Below are 20,952 nucleotides of genomic sequence, written 5' to 3'. Positions count from 1 at the left end.
CGAAATGGGTGAGCCGACGTCCTCTCGTTTGCAAGGTTCCACGATGTAAGGAGAGTCGAAGCGATGAAGATAATAGGGTGTCGTCTGCGGTGACGCTTACGGTTCCAGCATACTTGGAGCCACGCGACACGATTTGTTTTGGTATGGTATCCATGGCGCCCCCACCCCGTATGCCGTGATCTCAACGAGTCGTGCGAACGCAAATCGATGACACCGATATTGTTGTCGCCCCCAACCCTTCGCATTTACCGACCGCGACAACATCGATTTCTTCCAGAGAAAGAACCAGGATGCCCAACCAAGAGATGTTCAGAATCCTGTCGGCTTTGGCCATCGCGTTGTGTTGCTCGTTCACAACATCGCTTGCAACCGCGCCGACCCCCACGCCAGCTCGCCTCAACGTTTTGTTTCTCATTTCGGACGACCTGACCTCAACGGCGTTGTCCTGTTATGGAAACACGGTCTGCCAAACACCAAACATTGACGCGCTCGCTGCCAGGGGGACACGATTCACTCGTGCCTATTGTCAGGGAACGTATTGCGGTCCTTCGCGAGCGTCGTTCATGTCCGGGTACTATCCCCATGCAACCGGCGTCCTGGGTTACACCAATCCGCGACCGCAGATCGGAGATTGCCCGATGTGGCCGGAACACTTCAAGAACCATGGCTACTACACGGCGAGAGTCAGCAAGATCTTTCACATGGGCGTACCGGGCGGCATCGAGACGGGTGGTGACGGAGCGGATGACGCGCGTTCGTGGACCGAGCGGTTCAACAGTCCGGGCCCCGAGTGGAAGGCGGCAGGCGATGGCGAGACGCTGGAAAACAATCCCGACGGGACCAAGCCAGTGGTCGGCGGGAACACGTTTGTTGTTGTGGAGGCAGATGAGGGAGACCTTGCACACTCCGATGGTAAAACCTCACAACAAGCGTCTGCGCTGATCCAATCGCACGCCGACGAACCCTTTTGGATTGGCGTTGGCTTCGTTCGACCCCACGTTCCATTCGTCGCGCCGCGGTCCTACTTCCAACCGTTCAAACCTTACGAGAATCTTACACTTCCGCCACGCGTTGTTGACGATTGGAACGATACGCCCCTGGCGGGCATCAACTATAAAACAAGTGTCAACATGAAAATGGACCTGCGACGTCAAAAGAAAGCACTCGGCGGGTACTACGCATCCGTTTCTTTCATCGATGCGCAGGTCGGCAAGGTACTTGCAGCACTACGGGACTCGGGACTGGAGGAAAAGACAATCGTCATTTTCACGAGCGATCACGGCTATCACCTTGGTGAACATGATTTCTGGGCCAAAGTTTCGCTGCGAGAGGAGTCTGCGTCGGTACCCTTGATCATCAGCGTCCCAGGTAAGCGGCCAGCGGTTTGCAACAGCTTCGTGGAATTACTCGACTTGTACCCGACCCTTTCCCATCTATGTGGTCTGGATGTGCCGCAAAACTTGCAGGGCAAGGATATTTCGCGGATGTTCGATGATCCCCGTCACGTGGTTCGTGATGCCGCGTTCAGTGTCGCGCCGATGCGTCAAGGTTTTCTGATTCGCGAAAACCGATGGGCGTATCTTCAATATGGTGAAGAGGGTTCCAAGGGAATTGAGTTGTTCGACATGGCCGCCGATCCGAATCAATTCACGAACCTGGCACAGTCCGAGGATCATACGGAAATCGTTGCACGTCTGCGAAGTAGGCTCGCAAAGAAGCTAACGGAAGTTCGCGATAACGACCTCGGGTCGCCCCCGCGATCGACCAGGGCCCGTTAGGATCGCCCTGTGGTTTTTGATGGGCTTTGCAATGACAATTGCATCGAGGCTGGTCAGATCCTGCGAGAAAACGGTATCACGAACGATTGCCCCAACTCCAAACAAATGAGGAATCCCATGTCATTGAGACTTAATCTTCTCGGCGCTCTCTCACTCACAATCGGCCTTGTCAGCTTTGCTCAGGACGATATCAAACCTGATCCCAATCGCTTGGCTGCAGAACGCACGACACAAATTTTGCAATCCGCCACCTGGACCAACCTGTTCAACGGGCAAGATCTAACCGGATGGAGCGGTGACACCAAAGGCTACATCGTCGAGAACGGTACCCTCGTTTGCAAGAAGGGTGGCAAGAACCTTCGCACCGACAAAGCTTACAGCGACTTTGCTTTGGAGTTTGAATTCAAACTGGACGAAAGCGGCAACAATGGGATCGGCATCCGAGTTCCCAACGGCGGGCATCCAGCTAGCGACGGCATGGAGATTCAGATCTTGGATCACAACGGCAGCCGCTACAGTGGTGAAGCCGAAATGGCTGGCGGCACATCACGCAAACTCAGTTGGCTAAAACCGTGGCAATACCACGGATCGATTTACGGAATCACCCCAGCGAAAACGGGCTACTTAAGACCGGTCGGGCAATGGAACCGAGAAACCATCATCGCGATTGACGATCACATTATGGTGATTCTCAATGGAGCCGTGATTGTCGACACGTTTCTGGATCAAACTACTGCCGTGGACGGCGGGGTTCACAAGGGGATGAAGAACAAATCGGGGCACATTTTTTTGGCAGGCCACAACGACCGTGTTGAATTTCGCAGCCTTCGAATCGCTGACTACTCCCCCTCACCCGCACTCCCTCGGACGAAGGGCGACAACACGCCGCCCGATGGTTTCCGCATGCTGTTCAACGGCAAGGACTTGACGGGATGGAAAGGACTGGCGCACAAGGACGCGAACGAGCGCCGCAAGTTGTCCGGCGATGCATTGCAGGCTGCACAGGCAACGGCCGATCAATCCATGGCCGAGCATTGGAGCGTCGTCGACGGTATCTTGACCTACGATGGCAAAGGCCAGAGCCTTTGTACGGCGAGAGACTTTGGCGACTTTGAACTCTATCTGGACTGGAAAATCCCAGCCGGTGCCGACTCCGGTATTTACTTGCGTGGAACGCCTCAAATTCAAATCTGGGACCCGTGGGATGCCCGTGTGAAAGCGGGCTCGGAGTTACCGAGCACGCCGCAGCAATGGGTGGCGGCTTACCGAAATGGCCGCAATTTGGGATCGGGCGGACTTTGGAACAACAAACGCTGGCGAAATGCTCCCACGGTTCTGGCCGATAATCCACCGGGCCAGTGGAACACCTTCCTGATCCGCATGGTAGGTGAAAAGGTCACGATCTGGCTCAACAAGAAGCAGATCGTCGATCGTGTTGTGTTAGAAAACTACTGGGACAAAACTGGCCTGACCTCCATCCCCCGGTCCGACCAAATCGAACTCCAACACCACGGTAGCGAACTCTACTTCAAGAACCTCTACCTTCGAGAGTTGCCCTATTAGAGGATTTATACGAAGGACGTAGGTTCTCGCGCACAAGGAAACGGGGTCAGGTACCAATCGTGCGAAGCACCCTTCGGGCCACTTGGCTATTGGTACCTGACCCCGTTTCCAATTAGCTCCCCCATCATTTACAAAAATGCTCTAGCTCGGATGCTCCCACTCGAGGGAGTACCGTGGGCGAGCAGGAACGCGCGGTGATTCCTTCGAGGTCCGGTGGAACAGGCAATCAACACGACGTCGATCCGTGCGCCCCCGTGCGAGCCACCGGATTCAGAATAACGGCGGACTCATTTCGCCATTCATTCGCTCCCACAACTCCACTAATTCGGCGAGACGCTCGCGGTGTGATTCGGCTAGGTTCGTCTGTTCAGAGAGATCCTTAGTGAGGTCATAGAGTTCCCACCTCGCGTCGCCGGGTGCCTTCCGTTCGCCCATACGAACCAATTTCCAATTGCCGTGGCGTAGCGCCGCCTTGTCACCTTGGCGCCAAAACAGAGTCTCGTGGGGAATGCCGTCGTCCTTGCCGGTCAGAAACGGAATCAGATCGACGCCCTCGATCTGATTCGGCGCCGCGACACCGACACTGTTGGCAGCGGCGGTCGCATAGATATCGAATGAGCTGACCGGTTTTGCATACACTTGCCCGGGGGGAATGGTTGCCTTCCATTGCACCATGAAGGGCACTCGCAGCCCACCCTCATACATCGTCCCCTTGGATCCTCGCAGCGGCAAGTTGCTTGAGGTCAGTTCGCGTGTTGGACCGCCATTGTCGCTGAGGAAAAAAACGATCGTATTCTCTTCCAGTCCCGACTGCCGCAACTGCTTCATCACCGCGCCGACGCTGTCGTCGAGGTTGGCCAGCATGGCGGCAAAAATCCGGCGGTGGAGGTCTTCGATGTGCGAGAACTTTTCCATGTAGGCCTTGGCACCTTGCAGCGGGCTGTGAACCGCATTGTAGGCCAGGTAGAGAAAGAAAGGCTTGTCGTCGTGCCGGTCGATGAAGTCAACGGCTTCGCGCGTGAGCGCATCGGTCAGGTATTCGGTTTCGACAACGGGCTGACCGCCGCGCGTGATGGGATTGTCGGCATCGTAGTCCGGCTCGTTCCCACCCATGTGATCGGTATAGATCAGTCCCTTCTTTCCGACCCACCGGCCCGTCATCCCGCCGGGAAGAGTCTTGCGGCGAAGCATGGTCGTCACCCCTTGGTAGGGAGGCGGCACAAAGTAGTGCCCCTCGTGCATGAATCCGAAGAACTCGTCGAAGCCGTGCCGAAAAGGATGGAAATCCGCGGTGCCACCTTGATGCCATTTCCCGATCAGCCCAGTTGTGTATCCGGCATTCTGCAACGTTTCGGCTATCGTGACTTCCGCAGCTGGCAGTCCGATGCCTGGTTGTTCATTGACCGCGCCGATCGGGTTGAACTCGTAGCCGAAACGCGTCGGAATTCGTCCCGTCAGCAAGCCCGCCCGTGAAGGACTGCAATTGGGCCCCGCGACATAGCCGGCGGTAAAACGGACGCCATGGTTGGCGATCGAGTCGATATGGGGCGTCGGGATTTCTGGATTGCCCTGACAGCTGAGCTCCCCATAGCCAAGGTCATCCGCAAACAAAATGATCAGATTGGGTTGTTCGGCAGCCGAGGCCATCGCGGCCATCGCAGCCGTAAGCAGCAAGGCAATTCGCGGTGTTGATCGAGTCATGTTCATTGTGGCCTTCTATCAAGAGATCGCAGACTGATTACGACGCAAAGTCATTGCCCATGGATTCTCACGACGATCTTTCGAAACAGGGACAATACTTTCATGCTTCGAAAAAGCGACGACGGTGCCAGCACGGACGAATCATCTAACCCATGGAAAGAATACACAAAGCGGCTCCGCAATTCAGCAGTGCGACGTCTCATGACCCGCCACCGCCCTGCGTTGCCCCCCCCAGGAAGGAGGAATTGACCAGTTCGTTCTGCGTTTCGCGCGATGCGAGATGGAAACGGGAAAAAAAGACTCGATGTTAGCCAGCGAGCGGATCAGGCACGTTATCATGGTTGGAATAGATTTGGCCTACGTCATTGAGAACCTATCCGAAAAGGGGTCTGACCCTCTCTTGGTCTGAGCGTATCGGTAGCAAACCCATTGGAAAACAACGAGTTTTTGAGCAATCGAAACGTCGGTCGACAAAGGGTCAGACCCCTTTTCGGATAGGTCCCTAGCCATCCCGTATATTCAAAAGGAACAAAAGATGAAAGCGAAGAGCCGACGTGAATTCTTAAAGTCCACGGCCTCCGCCACCAGCGCCGCGATCGTGGCTCCCTTGATCGTTTCCTCCTCCGCTCTGGGACTCGGCGGTGCTGTAGCTCCGAGCGACCGGATTGTGGTGGGCGGCCTGGGCATCGGACCACGCGGGACTACCGATTTGAAGTGTTTTCTCGCGAATCCCGACGTGCAGTTTGTCGCGGTGGCCGATCTGCAAAAGTCACGGCGTGAGGCGGTCAAGACGCTCGTCGATGGCACGTACGGGAACAAAGACTGTGACCTGTATCCCGACATGTATGACATCCTTGCCCGTGACGACATCGATTCGCTGCTGATCGCGACCGGGGATCGCTGGCACACGATGGCCTCCATTCTGGCAGCCAAAGCCGGAAAGGACGTCTACTGCGAAAAACCGTGCTCGCTGACCATCGCCGAAAGCCGCGCACTGGCCGACGCGTATCGAAAATACAACCGCGTTTACCAGGCAGGGACTCAACGACGCACGATCGGCAACTTTGAGTTCGCAAAGAACTTGGTGCGTGACGGTGCACTCGGCAAGCTACATACCATTCACGCCAATACCCGTCCGCCGGGCACCAGTCATCATTGGCTGCCGGCCGAACCGGAACCTTCGAAAGAGGTTTGCGATTGGGACCGTTGGCTCGGTGCCTGTCCGTGGCGACCCTACAATTCGCAGTATGTCGCAGGTCGCTGGCGCGGCCACTTCGACTTTCATGGCGGCGGAATTCTCGAATGGGGTTCGCACACGGTCGACCTCTGCCAGTGGGCAGCCGGCCGTGACGACACCGCTCCGGTTCGATACGTCCCCAATGCAGATGGAGTGGAGTGCTATTACGCCGACGGTCTGAAACTGGTCATGCGCAGCGAGGGCTGGATGGGCATGGGCACGTGCAGCGTGCGCTATGAAGGCGACGAAGGCTGGATCGAAACGGGGGATTCCGGAAACTTCATTCTCGAGCCGGAATCGCTGCGCACCCAGCAATCGGTGTTCCACCGCGCGGGGACGGATCCGACGACCCACATCCGCAACTTCCTGGACTGCGTGAAGACGCGTGCTTTGACCAACGCGAACGCCGCGGTCGTGGCGCAGTCGCACGTCGTCTGTCACGCCGCCTACATCGCCTGGCAACTAGGTCGCGAACTGAGCTTTGACCCCGTCAAGGAAGAATTCGCCGATGACGAAGAGGCCAATCGCATGTGTTCACGCGCCATGCGCGAACCTTGGCACGTTTGATGGCGAATCTTCCTCGACGCCTTTCAATCAACTCACCCCCACAAACTCAACCCCGCCCCAACCGATACCAGGTTTGACTTCCCTGGGAGGACACCTCTGATGACTATCCTTCGCTCCCCTTTCTCCGTCGCCACGCTGCTGATGTCTCTGGTGTTGCCGTATGCAGCACCGGTTTTTCCAAATCAAGCGTTGTCACAGCAGCCGCTTCCCGCCGAGGGTGACGAGTCGCAGTTAATTGCCGTTCTGAATTCCGACGCTGAATTATTCGATAAGGCCAAAGCATGCCAGCGGCTAGCGATCATCGGAACCTCCGAGTCGGTGCCTGTGGTGGCAAAGTTGCTGGCCGACCCGGACTTATCGCACTACGCGCGTTTTGCTTTAGAAGCGAATCCAAGTTCCGACGTCGACAAGGCGTTTCGTAGTGCGTTGGAGAAACTGAAGGGCAGGCAGCTTGTGGGTGTGATCAATTCCGTCGCGGCTCGCAAGGACACCCTGGCCGTCGACGCCTTGCTCAGCGCGGCTGATAGCGACGACGACGAGGTCGCGGCGGCGGCACTTTCCGCATTGGGTGCGTTAGGGTCCCCCGAATCCATCGCCGCAGTCCAGCAGGCGTTAAGTGGCAAGGCTTCGCTGCGTGTGGCCGCTGCAGACGCCTGTCTGACAGCTGCGGACAATTTGCTGCTGGAAGGAAACAATGCAGATGCACTGAAGGTTTTGGCGGCTCTTCGCTCCGCTGAATTGCCAAAACACATCAACGTAGCGTCTCGTTTTGGCGAAATCCGAGCAGGCTCGGAGAACGTGAACGAGCTGATGATTTCCTATCTTGGCGACGACGATCTCGACTTGTTCCGCATCGGATTGGAGCTTGCGCACAGTTTGACGAACACGAGCACGACCGAACAACTGGTGAATCAACTCGATTCGCTGCAGCCAGACCGCCAAATCCTGCTTTTGCACGTGCTCGGAGAACGAGGGGATGCTTCGGCATTGCCAACCGTGATTGAAGCATTGGGCTCCGGCGATGCCGACATGAAGAACGCTGCCGTGCGTGTTCTCGGCGCATTGGGCAATGGCTCCGTTGTGCCTGTTCTGCTGAAGGCGGCCGTGTCCGACGACGAAGTTCTGGCCACAAACGCGCGCGACAGTTTGACGGTGCTCGGTGGCGATGATGTGGATGCTCAATTGGCTCAGACGCTGGAAGGGAGCGACGGACAACAGCGGCTCGTGCTGGTGGACGTCGCCGGTCGACGCGGGATTCCCCAGGTGATCCCTTTGCTGCTGCAATACGTCTCAGCCGACGATGCCGAACTGCGGAACTCTGCCATCGATGGTCTGGGGATGACGGTGGGACTCGAAAACTTTCCGCCGCTCGTTGACAAGATGTTGGCGATGGGCGATTCGGAGTCTGCCAAACCGATGAAGGAAGCCTTACGCAAGGCATGTCAGCGGATGGGCGACCGCGATGCAGCGTCGAAAGTCCTGCTGGATCGAATGGCGGGCGAATCAGCTGCTGCGAAAATCGAATTGATGGATCTGCTCATTTACGTGGGGGGCGAACAAGCACTCTCTGGCGTGCAAAGGGCTGCAGAGGGCGACGAGGATTCCGCAGCGGACGCCGCCACACAAGCGCTCGGAAAATGGCTAACACCGGATGCCGCTCCCGTACTGCTGGAATTGGCACAGTCGGGAAATGAGAAATTCCGTGTCCGTTGCCTGCGTGGCTACATCCGAATCATTCGACAGTTCGGGTTAAAGCCGGGTCAGCGTCTGCAAATGAGCAAGCAGGCGTTTGCCGCGGCGACTCGAGATGAGGAACGCAAACTGGTGCTCGACACGCTTACGCGATTCCCTTCCCCACAGGGTCTGAAGATGGTCATGCTGCACCTGACGACTCCATCGCTGAGTGAAGACGCCAGCAAGGCGGCAGTGACGATCGGGGAAAAAATTGTCGACAACGACCCGAAATCGGTGGCAGGTGCTATGCCGATCGTCGTCGCCACGACGAAGAACGAGGAACTCGCCAACCGTGCAAAAGTGCTCATCACGCGTTCGACGTCGGAGTAAGCAGGGACTCACCGGTCTTTGCCTACTCAGAGCATTTTGAACAATGATGTACGCTGCAAACTCGCCACGTTCGCCGGAACGTGGTCCACCGATTGGCGACGGTGGCTACGTTGAAGATCAAAAAATGCTCTCGGTGGACAGCGTCACTTTGTGAGCGGCAAGGCGTTAGCCGCCGGTTATGCCCACGAAATACCGGCGGCTAGAGCATTTTTGTAAATGATGGGGGAGCTAATCGGAAACGGGGTCAGGTACCGATAGCCAAATGGCCAGCAAGGGTGCTTCGCACGATTGGTACCTGACCCCGTTTCCTTGTGCGCGAGAACCGACGTCCTTCGTAAAAAGGCTCTAGCGTCTTGCCGCTCAGCCCGAGATTGATTCAGAAAATTACGGTAAATCGCCCACAAAGTGGCGCTGTCCCGTTAGGACCTCTGCGGTTGCCCAACCATGTGCTGAAGAAGTCAATTCATGTCTGCGTCATGATGTTGCCAACAGGTCTTTCACGACGTGTGCAGGTTCCACTCCGGTCAGTCGTTGGTCGAGCCCTTGGAATCGGTAGCTGAACCGTTGGTGGTCGATTCCCAGGCAATGCAGCATGGTCGCATTGAGATCTCGGATGTGCACTGGATTTTCGGCAATGTTGTAAGCAAACTCATCCGTCACCCCATACGAAAGCCCACCGCGGACACCACCACCCGCCATCCACATACTGAAGCAGCGCCCATGATGGTCGCGTCCGCTTCCTAATGCACCTTGACTGTATGCGGTCCGGCCAAATTCCCCCCCCCAGATCACTAACGTGTCGTCCAGAAGCTTGCGATTTTTTAAATCCGTCACCAGTGCGGCGGAAGGCTGGTCGGTGTCTTTGCATTGAGCGCGGAGATGGGGCTGAAGGTTGACATGTTGATCCCAGCCGCGATGAAAGAGCTGGATGAACCGCACATCACGCTCTGCCATGCGCCGTGCCATCAGGCAGTTGAATGCATAAGTTCCCGGCTGGCGTGCGTCCTCGCCGTAAAGATCAAACGTGCTGTCGGGTTCGTCCGAGAGATCGGCGATCTCGGGAGCAGCGGCCTGCATGCGGAATGCCATTTCATATTGTGCAATGCGTGTTTCGATTTCCGGATCGCCGCTGGCTTGGAACTTCAGACGATTAAGTGCGGCGAGGTCATCGAGCTGTCCGCGACGGTTCTTTCGCGTGATGCCAGGTGGGTCATTCAAGTACAGCACCGGATCGCCACTGCTGCGGAGCATCACGCCTTGGTGACTGGACGGCAAATAGCCGCTGCCCCAGAGCCGCGAGAAGATCGGTTGGCCAGGATTCTTGCCGTTGCCTTGCGAGAGCAACACAACATAGGACGGCATGTTCTGATTCGCGCTGCCAAGCCCATAGCTAGCCCACGCGCCGGCGCTCGGGTGACCCGGAACCTGAGACCCTGTATTGATGAACGTGATGCCCGGATCGTGGTTAATCGCCTCGGTGTGCATCGAGTGAATCACTGCGATGTCGTCCGCGATTTTGGAGGTGTGAGGCAGCAGATCGCTGATCCATGTACCGCACTCACCGTGGCGTTCAAATTTTCCGATTCCACCGCAAACGGGGAAGCTGGTTTGGCCCGATGTCATCCCTGTGAGTCGTTGGTCGCCGCGCACGCTCGGGGGAAGCTCCTCGCCGTGCTTTTGCTCAAGCACCGGTTTATAGTCGAAAAGGTCGATATGCGAGGGGCCACCGGACATGAAGAGGTAGATGACTCGCCGAGCGGATGGCTTGAAGTGCGGCAGACCCGACCGGTTTGCGTCTTCGTTTGCATTGCTATCGAGCATCGCCCCGAGCGCAAGCGCCCCCACGCCTCCGCAGGCTTGGCTGACGAAGGCACGGCGCGAGGTGAAGAGGTTCGTATTCATTGGCGTGTAATCGTTTCGTCGAGGTTGAGGATCAGCGAGGCGACGGAACAGATCGCGGCGGCACTCGGTTCGTCATCTGTCCCCAGTTCGCTGCCGACCAAGTAACGGGCCGTCCGTTTGGGCGAGGCACCAAAATAGTCCAATTGACGCTGGTAAGCGGCATTTAAAATGGCCAATTCCTGGGCACTCGGATGCCGCGCTGTCGCGAGTCGAAAGCCATGGCGAATTTGCCCATGAACAGATGCGTCGGCGCTCAACATCTGTTCCGCCAGTCCCCGAGACGCTTCGACAAACTGTGGAGCGTTCATCATCACGAGCGCCTGGAGCGGCGTGTTCGTCAGCGACCGCCGCACGACGCAGGTTTCGCGATTGGGCGCATCGAATGTGGTCATGAACGGTGGCGGCGAGGTCCGTTTCCAAAACGTGTAGAGACTGCGGCGATAGACACGCTCGCCGCGATCCGGGAAATAGTGTTGTGCTGAGAAAAAACCGGGGTAACCAAAATGGCTGACCTCTTTCCACAGCCCCAGCGGTTGCGGCGGGAAGACGCTCGGACCTCCCACTTCGCGGTCCAACAGCCCGGCGATCGCCAACGCGCTGTCGCGAATCCCCTCCGCCGACAGGCGATACCGTGGCGCCCGAGCGTACAACCGGTTGTAGGGATCGTGCTTCAGCAATTCCTCGCTGACGTCGGAGACTTGACGATAGGTTCTCGACAGGAGCATCGTCTTGAGCAACGCACGCACATCCCAGCCCGAGGCAACGAACTCTGAGGCCAACCAATCAAGTAACTCGGGATGCGATGGCCACTCGCCTTGGGAACCAAAGTCTTCGGACGTTTTGACGAGCCCCGTTCCGAACAGCAACTGCCAGTAGCGATTCACCGCGACCCGAGCCGTCAGTGGGTGGATTGGATCGGTGAGCCAATCCGCCAGCGCCAAGCGGTTGGGGCGAGTGGACTCGGGCAAGTTTCCAAAAACTGCGGGAATCCCAGCCTCGACGATTTCGCCATGCTGATCGTATTGTCCACGCCTCAGGATCGGCGTCTTCCGATCTGCGGCGCCTTCGTTCATCACCATCACCGACGTCTGACCGCTCGCGAGCGACGTTTGCAGCACGCCAATCTCGCCGTCGATGCTCCTAAGCAACTTGTCCATGTCAGAATTCGCCTTGCCAAACTCCACTGCGACCAAGTTGTGTTCCTCCGTGCTCCGCTGTTGATTGGGTTTTCGAAGCGCGGCGATGAGAGCGGGTTGATCGCGGGCGATCCTTGCCAAGCCGATCCTTGCGAACACCTTGCCCCACGGTGTGGCGCCATGCGGAACGACAACCAAGGCAGACGTGAAACCGCCGACGTGGCCTGACCGCTTCCAACCCACCTCCGCTTTCGAGCTCTCCATCCAGTTCGCGTCGGTACCGAAAGAACGGCCATCACCCGATGCCACCAACGCAAGGAACGCCGCTTTCGCTGCTTGGGCAAGCGTTTCCTTCTCCCATTTTTGTTTCGCATCGCCCAGCGGCCCTTGCGGATAGGCCTTGGCGTGCTGGAGCGCAGCGATCCGAGATTCAAGGGATGCGCAAAACGTCGCCTTGTCTTGAAGAATCGGAGTGACCGAGAGGACCGGATTTGTGTTCCCGTTGGTTCCTCCCACGCCTGATTCGGTGGAGGTGTTGAAGAACGCGAAAAACCGGTAATAGTCGCGTTGTGAAATCGGGTCGTATTTGTGATCGTGACACTGAGCGCATCGCATCGTCAGCCCCATGAACGTTGTCGACACCGTATCGACCTTGTCGATGATCGCAGCGACGCGGTATTCCTCGGCGATCGTCCCACCTTCGTGCGTATTCATGCTGTTGCGAAGAAAACCGGTGGCAGTTTTTTGTCCCTCAGTGGCGTTCTCCATCAAGTCCCCTGCCAGCTGTTGGCGGAGAAATTCGTCATAGGGCATGTGGGTTTGAAACGCATGGATGACCCAATCGCGCCAGGCCCACATGTCGCGGTGGTCGTCAATTGAATAGCCATTGGTGTCAGCGAAACGTGCCACGTCGAGCCAGTCCATTGCGAGCCGTTCGGCAAACTGCGGACTCTCCATCAGCCGATCGATCGTCATCTCAAATTCAGCCTTGGGATCTTTGAGATAAGCATCCAGCTCGGCCGTTGACGGCGGCAAGCCCATCAGATCCAGATGCAGCCGACGAACAAGTGTTTCCGGCGCGGCCTCGGGCGAGAATGCCAGGCCTTCTCGCTTCAGTCGTGCCGCGATGAACAGGTCGATTGCACCCACGGTTGCCACATCAACCACCGGTGGCTTCGGCCGCCCCACTGCCTCAAATGCCCAATGCCCCGAATACGGCGCGCCATCGACAATCCAATCAGTCAACAGGTCGATTTCTCCAGTCGTGAGCGGATTCTGGTGCTCCGGTGGAGGCATCCGCATGTCCAAATCATCGCTGGTGATACGAAGCACGAGTTCGCTGGAATCTGGTTCTCCAGGGACGATCCCAGCATAGCCACCAAGGTCAGCAAACGCACCTTCCCTGGTGTCCAAGCGGTAGTCGGCGTCACGATCCTGCGAGTCCGGCCCATGGCATGCGAAGCATTTCGAAGACAGAATCGGACGGATATCGCGATTGAAATTCAGCGTCTCTGGCTCTCTACCCCATGCGGAGGAGGCCAGCAGACAGAGAAGCAAAACGAGGAATAGCTTTGTCATGTTGAATCAATCGGTGTCGCTTGAACAGCTTCGCCTTGTGAGGGTGTATCGCCCCGCACGCATCGAGGACCAGGAGATGACAAATTGTCGCACGATTCTGCTCGGGCGGCAATTGCTGCAAAAAATCGCTTCCGATCGCAGATTGTCGATCTTCAGATCACCGACTCACAGGGGTTTTCGCTATAACAACTGCGATCGATTGTGCCTCGCGTGCCGTGTGAACTGTGGGATTCCAAAATGGAATGGATGGACCGAACTCCGCTGCTCATTTTTGTCGCAGCGGCTTTGACGCTGGGGTTGGCTCCGTTTGTGCCGGAACCACACATCTGGGAAAAGCTCAAAATGCTATTCACGGGGACCTTGGCGAAGCCGATCGACATCTTCGATTTGGTCCTGCATGCCACGCCGTGGGTGCTGCTGGTGGTGAAAGTTGCACGCATTTTGTGGCCGCATCGCTAACGGGAAAGAGACAATGACAATTCGATGGGGACTCATCGGGGCAGGTGACATTGCCAACAAACGGGTGGCGGCGGCGATCCAAATGGATCCAAACTCTAAATTGGTAGCCGTTTGCCGCCGCAGCGAACCGCAATTGCAGCAGTTTGCGGATCATTTTGCGGTGTCCCACCGATTCACGGATGCCGATGATCTGATCGCATCGCCTGATTTGGATGCCGTTTACGTCGCCACACCGGTCGATTGCCATCTTCCGCAAACGCTTGCGGCTGCCCGCGCTGGAAAGCACGTCCTCGTTGAAAAACCGATGGCGGTCGACCCTGTCCAGTGCGATCAAATGATCACGGCTTGCGATCGGGCCGGAGTCTATCTTGGCGTCGCCTACTATCGGCGTTTCTACCCCGTCGTTGCGCGGATCCAACAATTGGTTCGGTCGGGGCAATTGGGACGCATCTTGTCGATCGCTTGCGTCACGGGAAACCCTAACTCATTCCCCGCCGATGATTGGCGTGTGATCCGAGCACGTGGGGGTGGAGGACCGCTGATGGATGTCGGAAGCCATCGCCTCGATTTATTCTTGCAACTGCTGGGGGAAGTCCATAGCGTTAAGGCGATGCTGGTCGACTCGCCCGACTACGAAGCTGAGCAAGTGGCGACGTTGGTGATGCAATTCACCGCAGGCGCCCATGGAGTGTTGCAATCCTATTTTGGTACCGTGGACACACCAGACCGATTGGAGATGATCGGAACCGACGGTCGCATCACCGTCGAAGATTTGAATCAAGGCGACTTAGGGCTTTACACGGCCGCGGGGCAAAAACAGGAATCGCACCCACCGGCGAGTAACCTACACGCACCGTTGATCGAGGATTTTTCAGCGGCGATTCTACAGCACCGAACGCCTACAATCAGCGGTCGGATCGGGAAACAAACCAACGATCTCATTCAGATGGCTTATGAGAACGCAATCTCATAGAGCATTTTTCAAAAAGACGTAGGGTCTCGCGCACAAGGAAAAGCGGCAACCGCTACCGAGGGTACCAAGCCAACTGATAAACCCAGGCAATCCCCAATAGCGTCAGCCAAAGGGGTAGGTAGAGGTTTGGCAACCGAAATGGGTGCGGTGGACGCAGGCGACACACGACAAGATGGATGATTGAAATAACGGCCAAGGCCGTTATCGGAATCGCAAACGGGTTGAAGTGGAGTGCGAGAGCCAAATCGCCTTGCAACAACGCCAACATGCTGCGTGTGCCACCCGTGGTGGGACATGGCATCCCGGTGGCGGCAAAAAAAATCGACCGTGGGACGCGATGTCCCACCATGATTTCCCACAAGTTCCAGCCGAGATAAAACGCAAGCGAGACGTAAGCAAGCCAACGGAGCAAATCATTTGCTCGAGTACTCATCAGTTACTTTTTGGATTGCCTTTCATGGAATCCACCAAGAACGGAATCCAACACAGTGGAAAGCAGACCAAGATCAAAATGATAAATACGATCAATCCCGTTTGATTCAAACCTAACGCAACGGCTTCACCTTGAGGCATCTAAATTCTCCCATGCGAGCTGTGGTCAAAAAAAAGAACGTTTGCAGTTCAATTGGCAGTCATTCTTACCCGACGGGGCGCGCAAAGTAAAGAAACAAGCCAAAAGCTCAGTAATCAATCGCAATTCGGCGACTTCGCCAGTCTGCAATGTCCAGGTAACATCGATTGGCCATCCCGTATAAAAAGTGCTGTTCACTTCCACCTTTCCAAACTCGTCGATCACGGAAACCTGGAGATTCATCCGGTTTAGAGCATTTTTCTAAATGATGGGGGAGCGAATCGGAAACGGGGGTCATGGAATCGTCTAGGTCAAAGAAGTCGTGTTGCTAACTTCCTGAGTTTTTCGGAATAATCCCCTGCTCGGCCATCCACTTCAGAGAGTCCACTTTCCACTTCTCCCACATCGGCCCTTCATAACCGAATAGGCCGTGACCACCTTCGGGAAGTTCCAGATACTCGACGGGCACGCCGTGCGTCTTCAGCGCGTCGCGCAGTGCCTGGCTGTTCTGCGGGGGCACCGGTTGGTCGTCTTTGGCGTGGGCCAGAAACGATGGCGGCGTCTGATCGGTGACTTGTTCTTCGTTTGAAAAGAGACGCACCAGTTCTTGCGGCGGATCGGGACCAAGCAGATTCTTCTTCGAGCCACCGTGTGTCTTCTCGCCCATCGTCACCACCGGGTAAACCAACACCATGAAATCAGGGCGGCAGTTTTCGCGGTCGATGGGGTCGGTCGCTTCGGGGTCGCCAGCGTCAAAGTGAGTGCCCGCGGTGGAAGCGACATGCCCGCCAGCGGAGAAGCCCATGATGCCGATGCGCTGTGGGTCGAGCCCCCAGGTCTCTGCCTTAGATCGGACGACACGAATCGCTCGCTGAGCATCCAGCAACGGAACATAGGGGCGACCGTTTGGCAAGCGGTACTGGAGCACGATTCCGGCAATGCCGTGATCGTTGAGCCATCGAGCGACAATGGACCCCTCGTTGTCGAGCACGTGTCGCGCGTAGCCACCGCCGGGGCAGATTACGATCGCCGCTCCGGTCGCTTTGTCACGCGGTGGAAGAAAAACGGTCATCACCGTTTCGGCTGACTCGCGCGTGCCATCGCCGACCGGGGCCGTATCGGGCCAAAGCTGCATCCGCGCGGCAGGAAGCGAGAACTCGCGGGCACCCTCCGCCTCGACCAAGGGCCAGGACGCGCGCAGATCACCCTGGTAAGGCCCGATCTTCTCGAATGGTATGGGTTGGAAGCCAAGCTTGAGCGCCGGTGAGTCTGGATGCAACCGATAGTCGCGGTTGGCTGCATCGACGAAAAGTGGATCCGCGACAACCGAGTGCTTGTCCATGCCATCTGCCTGCCACGCTTCAAACGGGTCCAAGGGAAACGCTTCGTGCAAGGTCACGTCGTCCACCCAGATCGTGCCCATTCCCTGTCTGATGTCAAAGCGGATGCGGGCTGTCTTCATCTCCTCTCGATAACTGCGGTCACCTGGACCGGGGAACGTGAAGAGGACCTCGTAAGGTTTCCACTCGGTGCCCACCCTGCCGGATGTTCCTTCGGCCCAGAAGTAGGCTCCGGCCTCATAGGATTGCGGCATCATCGAAAACTCCGTGTCTGCAGCGGCGGCCTTGATGCGTGCGGTGAGCCGATACGTCCGGCCGGGTTCGAGAGGAATCTCGGAACTGACAAAGTTCGGCACCAGGACTTGCCCGTCCGGCTTATTGACGGTGCCGCCACCTTCGATGCGCACGGATTGTTCCCCCTCGAAATGCACGTCGCGGACGACGGCGGCTTTCGAGTCACCCGGTCGCACTTGCCATTGCCAATCCGACGGTATCGCACCGGGCTGGCCGGACTCGAAGCCTGAATTGGGCGCCAGATTGGGGCCAGTCGTTCCCTTCACTCCTGACGCGCCTGTCTCGATGGGCAAACCGGCGTGCCAATAGACGTTGTAGTCAAATTCGTTGTGGTCCAGCGGCATGTATCGCAGATTCAGCAGTCGGCTTCCGGGGTCCGTGAAATAGCAGATGTTGCGTCGGAAGACGTTGCCGGTCATGGTCATGTCATTGGGCAAGACGGCTTTGTCAGGGTAAATGTGCATGTTGCGCATCTTCTTCCACGCCGGCTGATCCATGACCGACTCGTAGCCCTTGCGCATCGTGTCGAGATGTTCGTTCCACCGCTTTCCCGATCCAGTCCAGCCACTGCACTGAATCTGCTGCTGTTTGCCGTCGATGAAAACATTATTTTCGACGAGATTGTCGCGGCCATTGTGTAGGTGGATCAGTCCGCGGTCGCAGCGAGAGACGATGTTGCCGATCACGTCCACGCCGCCGGTGTTGTCGTCCAGGTAGACGCCCCATGCGTAGTGAGGCGAGACCCATTCGCCGTGTTCCTGGCCGTAGCCAAGGATGTCGTGGAAGTAGTTGTGACGAATGACCGTGCCTCGCGAACCCAACCAGTCCCGGCCGCCGGTGTAGACCGCACCGGTGTCCGCGGTTTCCAGATTCACGTGCCGGATATGGTTGTACTCGATGACAAGGTTGTTGCCTCGAAACCCGATACCCCAGCGCGGGCCGTCGTGGATAAGGTTATGCGACGCACGGTTGCCACAGCCGGACAACGACACGCCAACGCCTTGTTTGTAGAAGACACCGACGTGGTGGATGTAGTTGTTGTCCGCGTAGTTTCCCGCAGGCGTCAACGTCTTACGGTCGCCGCCGCTGATGATGATTCCGTTGCTTCCGACCTGGTAGATGTCGTTGCCCATGACGCCGTTGTTTACCCCACCGCTTACCGTCACACCGCTGCCGCCGTAGTCGCCCACGTTTCGGATCGTGCAACCAGCGACAAGGCAGTTCGTCGTGTCTCTGAGTACCATGGCGGTGCTCTGGCTGCACTCCAGCGTCAACCCTCGAAACGTGATGTTCGTGGCACCGGTTTCAAGCTCAATGATCGTCGGCAGGTGGGGCGCGCGAACTTCCATGGTAGCCGGATCGGTGTCGGCTGGCGGAACGAAGTAGAGCGTCCACGTGCGCTTATCCAGATACCATTCGCCCGGCGCGTCCAGCTCCTCTTGCATGCCACGCACGTAATACCGGTCCGTTGGGCGGATGGCGTAAGAACAGTCGTGGGTCAGTTTGACGAGCCGCTTGTCGCGGTCGATACTCTCAATGCGCACGATGTTGTTCCACCAATTGTAGCGCGGGAACACGAATACTTCGCCCTCTTCTGGGCGTGCCCAAGTGCGCGCGTCGGCGGACTTGTAGTGCAGCGCGCGACGGTCTTCGCCGGGCACATCGGCATACATGGGAACAGGCTTGCCATCGGCATACGCCCAGCCGCCGCCATACGGATTCTGGGGGTCGTAATTCGGGTAGCGGGCCAAGTGCATGCGTCGGCCGTTGCAAACCAATTGACGAAACTCCACGCCCTGCAGCCCCTGAGTCGTGACGTCCGCCTTAAGTATCCTGCCCCGGTAGGGCTCGAAGCCGTTGATCCGTTTGCCGCCGGTCAACACAGGCGTCTCGTCTTTGTACGCCTGGTAGGTGATTGGGCTTGCTGGCGTACCGGAATCCTGGGCCTGGAGCTTCAGCGTCTGAGGAAGCGAGTAGGTGCCGCCACGGACGAAGACGGTCGCGCCGCCCTCCCGAAGCCCTCTGCGTTTTTTCAGCTCGCGAATGGCGTCACGTGCTTTCTGGAGCGAGGCGAAGGGACCGTCTGTTCTTTCCGCGTTGGGCTTGACCAGTTGGCCCGACCAAGAATCGTTCCCATTGGTTGCAACGAAAAAGTTTGACTTTGCGGGTGTTTGTGTGTCCAAAACCGTTTGGTGAGCGGTTTCCTGAAGGTATCTTGCGTAGGAGCGATCCAATCCGGAAGGCACGAAGGGGTTGCCCACGACACTGTCAGCAAACAGAACCTCGTAGAAGACGCATGCCCCCAAGTACTCGCCTGCCATGTTCGCGTGGTGCCCGTCCATTCGCAGCTCCAACGGGCCGTCGTTCTGTTTCGACCACCGCCAGCCGACATGCAACGAATGGGTCTGATTGGGCAAGCCTGGGGGCTCGGCGGTCTGAAAATCGAACGCGGTATCCGCGCGGTATCCAAAGATCGAATCGGTGTCGGCTCGATAGAAGGCATCCCCTACGGGAATTCGCCTCGCGCCCAGTTCCGCCGCAATGGTCCGGTAGGCGCTGCTGAGTCCTTGATACATTTCCTGCTGTGTGGACGGCTCACCGGGCTTGGCCGAGCTGACGGAGAATCGCGGATCGTCTCGGCGGTATGCCCATGTCTGATGGACCAGCAGTTTTGCATTGGGGACGCAATCTCGAATGCAACGAGCCAACTCGCCCGCGTAGGGACGATAGGTCGCGATATCGTGGCTTTTTATGCTGACCTGCTGGATGGTCACGAAATCCCAAGACTCCGCAGTCAACTCTTGTTTCAGACTTTGCCCGTTGGTGTACAACCCGGCCTCATCGCTGGGATCTTTCTCGTTCTTGTGCATCTTCTCCGCATGCAACTGCAGAGACGAACCGCCAACGATGACGGCCCGATGAATCAACTCATGCTCTCCGGATTTGGCCAACTCTGGCAAGTACCGCGTGGCGTTCCGAGTGAAACTGTTGCCGATTGTGAGAAGACGCACTGCGTCGCCCGACTTCAGTTCCGTGTCCTCGGCGCGTCCATGGGTCGCAAGAGAAAAAAGACTCACAACGATGGATAGAATAAAGCGGTTTTTCACAGTGACCCCTGGTTCTGGCAGAACATCAAGCTCGATAGAAATGACGTGCTCATCTTAACGGAATCTTGTCTCGAAGGGTTGCAGCAGCCCCCCAGAACCATCGACGAAACGCAAGATGGAAAAGCAGTGTCAGGCACGAAATGCCTGAATGACCCTCGGTGGGGATGTACGATGGGTACCGGCGCACTGTTGCGATCGTTCGACGATCGAAACACGCCCCCGTGTTGGCAAGTAAAGAGTTTCGTCAGCATGCTGGATCGATCGGTGCGAGCACTTCACCCAACCGAGTCCTTCGACGAAGCGAGGATGCAGTTCAATGCGGTCAAAACCGACGGCGTCCGCGGCCAGCTCGATCCCACCGAGCCAGTTGGAGAACCTCTGGCTGACGGAGCCGAACATTGGATGGTTATGACTGAAGGTGTTGTCGCTGAACGGCCAGTGTTCCCATAGGGTGGTGGCGTCATTTTCGAGCATGTGTCCCCAACCAGGAAAGTCGCGTTTGTTGACCAACATATTGACGGTTTCAACCTTGCTTTCTCGGCTCATAATGCAAAACGCGAACAGATGCGAAGAGACCACCACGCGCTAGACGCGGAGGGGGGCAGCCGTTACAACGAACATGAAATTGTACCAAGAGCGGTTTCCGGCTGCACGATCCGAGGAATTCCGGTCAGCACAACTC

The 20,952-nt window shown here is 57.1% G+C and carries 13 protein-coding genes; 6 read left to right on the top strand and 7 right to left on the bottom strand.

Annotated features, from left to right (window positions below; translation table 11 throughout):
- Nucleotides 1-290: 290 nt before the first annotated feature.
- Nucleotides 291-1,778: a sulfatase gene (locus Poly41_RS12855; protein ID WP_231615632.1), complete on the top strand. Its 1,488-nt coding sequence runs from the start codon at nt 291-293 to the stop codon at nt 1,776-1,778.
- A gap of 117 nt (nt 1,779-1,895) precedes the next feature.
- Nucleotides 1,896-3,341: a 3-keto-disaccharide hydrolase gene (locus tag Poly41_RS12850; RefSeq protein ID WP_197231291.1), complete on the top strand. Its 1,446-nt coding sequence runs from the start codon at nt 1,896-1,898 to the stop codon at nt 3,339-3,341.
- Between the two features lie 270 nt (nt 3,342-3,611).
- Here the strand turns inward: Poly41_RS12850 and Poly41_RS12845 are convergent, their stop codons facing one another.
- On the bottom strand, nt 3,612-5,048 hold the full coding sequence (locus tag Poly41_RS12845; protein WP_146526596.1) for a sulfatase-like hydrolase/transferase: 1,437 nt from the start codon (nt 5,046-5,048) through the stop codon (nt 3,612-3,614).
- A gap of 529 nt (nt 5,049-5,577) precedes the next feature.
- Between Poly41_RS12845 and Poly41_RS12840 the strand changes: the two genes are divergently transcribed.
- Both Poly41_RS12840 and Poly41_RS12835 read left to right on the top strand, forming a co-directional pair.
- The gene (locus Poly41_RS12840; RefSeq protein WP_146526595.1) at nt 5,578-6,846 is read left to right on the top strand and encodes a Gfo/Idh/MocA family protein; all 1,269 of its coding nucleotides are present in this window, start codon (nt 5,578-5,580) and stop codon (nt 6,844-6,846) included.
- A gap of 99 nt (nt 6,847-6,945) precedes the next feature.
- Nucleotides 6,946-8,910: a HEAT repeat domain-containing protein gene (locus Poly41_RS12835; protein WP_146526594.1), complete on the top strand. Its 1,965-nt coding sequence runs from the start codon at nt 6,946-6,948 to the stop codon at nt 8,908-8,910.
- Between the two features lie 474 nt (nt 8,911-9,384).
- On the opposite strand, the gene Poly41_RS12830 is transcribed toward Poly41_RS12835, so the two are convergent.
- Nucleotides 9,385-10,812 carry a DUF1501 domain-containing protein gene (locus Poly41_RS12830; protein ID WP_146526593.1) on the bottom strand — a complete coding sequence of 476 codons (1,428 nt, stop codon included), beginning with the start codon at nt 10,810-10,812 and terminating at the stop codon, nt 9,385-9,387.
- Entirely contained in the window at nt 10,809-13,526 is a 2,718-nt protein-coding gene (locus Poly41_RS12825; protein ID WP_146526592.1) for a PSD1 and planctomycete cytochrome C domain-containing protein, read from the bottom strand. Before Poly41_RS12825 ends, Poly41_RS12830 begins: the two co-directional genes overlap by 4 nt.
- A 237-nt stretch (nt 13,527-13,763) precedes the next feature.
- Here Poly41_RS12825 and Poly41_RS12820 point away from each other — a divergent pair, with 237 nt between their 5' ends.
- Both Poly41_RS12820 and Poly41_RS12815 read left to right on the top strand, forming a co-directional pair.
- Nucleotides 13,764-13,985, top strand: a complete 222-nt coding sequence (locus tag Poly41_RS12820) for an RND transporter (RefSeq protein ID WP_146526591.1) — start codon at nt 13,764-13,766, stop codon at nt 13,983-13,985.
- Nucleotides 13,986-13,998: 13 nt separating this feature from the next.
- A complete protein-coding gene (locus tag Poly41_RS12815) occupies nt 13,999-14,958 on the top strand; it encodes a Gfo/Idh/MocA family protein (RefSeq protein ID WP_146526590.1) in 960 nt (319 codons plus the stop codon).
- Between the two features lie 52 nt (nt 14,959-15,010).
- Here the strand turns inward: Poly41_RS12815 and Poly41_RS12810 are convergent, their stop codons facing one another.
- From Poly41_RS12810 to Poly41_RS12780, 4 genes are all read right to left on the bottom strand, one after another.
- The gene (locus Poly41_RS12810) at nt 15,011-15,391 is read right to left on the bottom strand and encodes a DUF2752 domain-containing protein (RefSeq protein WP_146526589.1); all 381 of its coding nucleotides are present in this window, start codon (nt 15,389-15,391) and stop codon (nt 15,011-15,013) included.
- Nucleotides 15,391-15,531 carry an LITAF-like zinc ribbon domain-containing protein gene (locus tag Poly41_RS12805; protein ID WP_146526588.1) on the bottom strand — a complete coding sequence of 47 codons (141 nt, stop codon included), beginning with the start codon at nt 15,529-15,531 and terminating at the stop codon, nt 15,391-15,393. The genes Poly41_RS12810 and Poly41_RS12805 overlap by 1 nt, the downstream gene beginning before the upstream one ends.
- Nucleotides 15,532-15,857: 326 nt before the next feature.
- Complete coding sequence (locus Poly41_RS34055; RefSeq protein WP_231615631.1) at nt 15,858-20,240, bottom strand: DUF4886 domain-containing protein; 4,383 nt, start codon at nt 20,238-20,240, stop codon at nt 15,858-15,860.
- Nucleotides 20,241-20,399: 159 nt separating this feature from the next.
- Nucleotides 20,400-20,816: an alpha-L-rhamnosidase-related protein gene (locus Poly41_RS12780; RefSeq protein WP_146526587.1), complete on the bottom strand. Its 417-nt coding sequence runs from the start codon at nt 20,814-20,816 to the stop codon at nt 20,400-20,402.
- Nucleotides 20,817-20,952 lie beyond the last annotated feature (136 nt).

This window comes from Novipirellula artificiosorum (genome assembly GCF_007860135.1).
Classification (GTDB): domain Bacteria; phylum Planctomycetota; class Planctomycetia; order Pirellulales; family Pirellulaceae; genus Novipirellula_A; species Novipirellula_A artificiosorum.
This window is presented reverse-complemented; position numbering and strand designations above follow the sequence as displayed.

Coding starts and splice junctions, on each gene's coding strand:
- Poly41_RS12855 (WP_231615632.1), top strand. CDS start 291: ATGCCCAACCAAGAGATGTTCAGAATCCTGTCGGCTTTGGCCATCGCG.
- Poly41_RS12850 (WP_197231291.1), top strand. CDS start 1,896: ATGTCATTGAGACTTAATCTTCTCGGCGCTCTCTCACTCACAATCGGC.
- Poly41_RS12845 (WP_146526596.1), bottom strand. CDS start 5,048: ATGAACATGACTCGATCAACACCGCGAATTGCCTTGCTGCTTACGGCT.
- Poly41_RS12840 (WP_146526595.1), top strand. CDS start 5,578: ATGAAAGCGAAGAGCCGACGTGAATTCTTAAAGTCCACGGCCTCCGCC.
- Poly41_RS12835 (WP_146526594.1), top strand. CDS start 6,946: ATGACTATCCTTCGCTCCCCTTTCTCCGTCGCCACGCTGCTGATGTCT.
- Poly41_RS12830 (WP_146526593.1), bottom strand. CDS start 10,812: ATGAATACGAACCTCTTCACCTCGCGCCGTGCCTTCGTCAGCCAAGCC.
- Poly41_RS12825 (WP_146526592.1), bottom strand. CDS start 13,526: ATGACAAAGCTATTCCTCGTTTTGCTTCTCTGTCTGCTGGCCTCCTCC.
- Poly41_RS12820 (WP_146526591.1), top strand. CDS start 13,764: ATGGAATGGATGGACCGAACTCCGCTGCTCATTTTTGTCGCAGCGGCT.
- Poly41_RS12815 (WP_146526590.1), top strand. CDS start 13,999: ATGACAATTCGATGGGGACTCATCGGGGCAGGTGACATTGCCAACAAA.
- Poly41_RS12810 (WP_146526589.1), bottom strand. CDS start 15,391: ATGAGTACTCGAGCAAATGATTTGCTCCGTTGGCTTGCTTACGTCTCG.
- Poly41_RS12805 (WP_146526588.1), bottom strand. CDS start 15,531: ATGCCTCAAGGTGAAGCCGTTGCGTTAGGTTTGAATCAAACGGGATTG.
- Poly41_RS12780 (WP_146526587.1), bottom strand. CDS start 20,816: ATGAGCCGAGAAAGCAAGGTTGAAACCGTCAATATGTTGGTCAACAAA.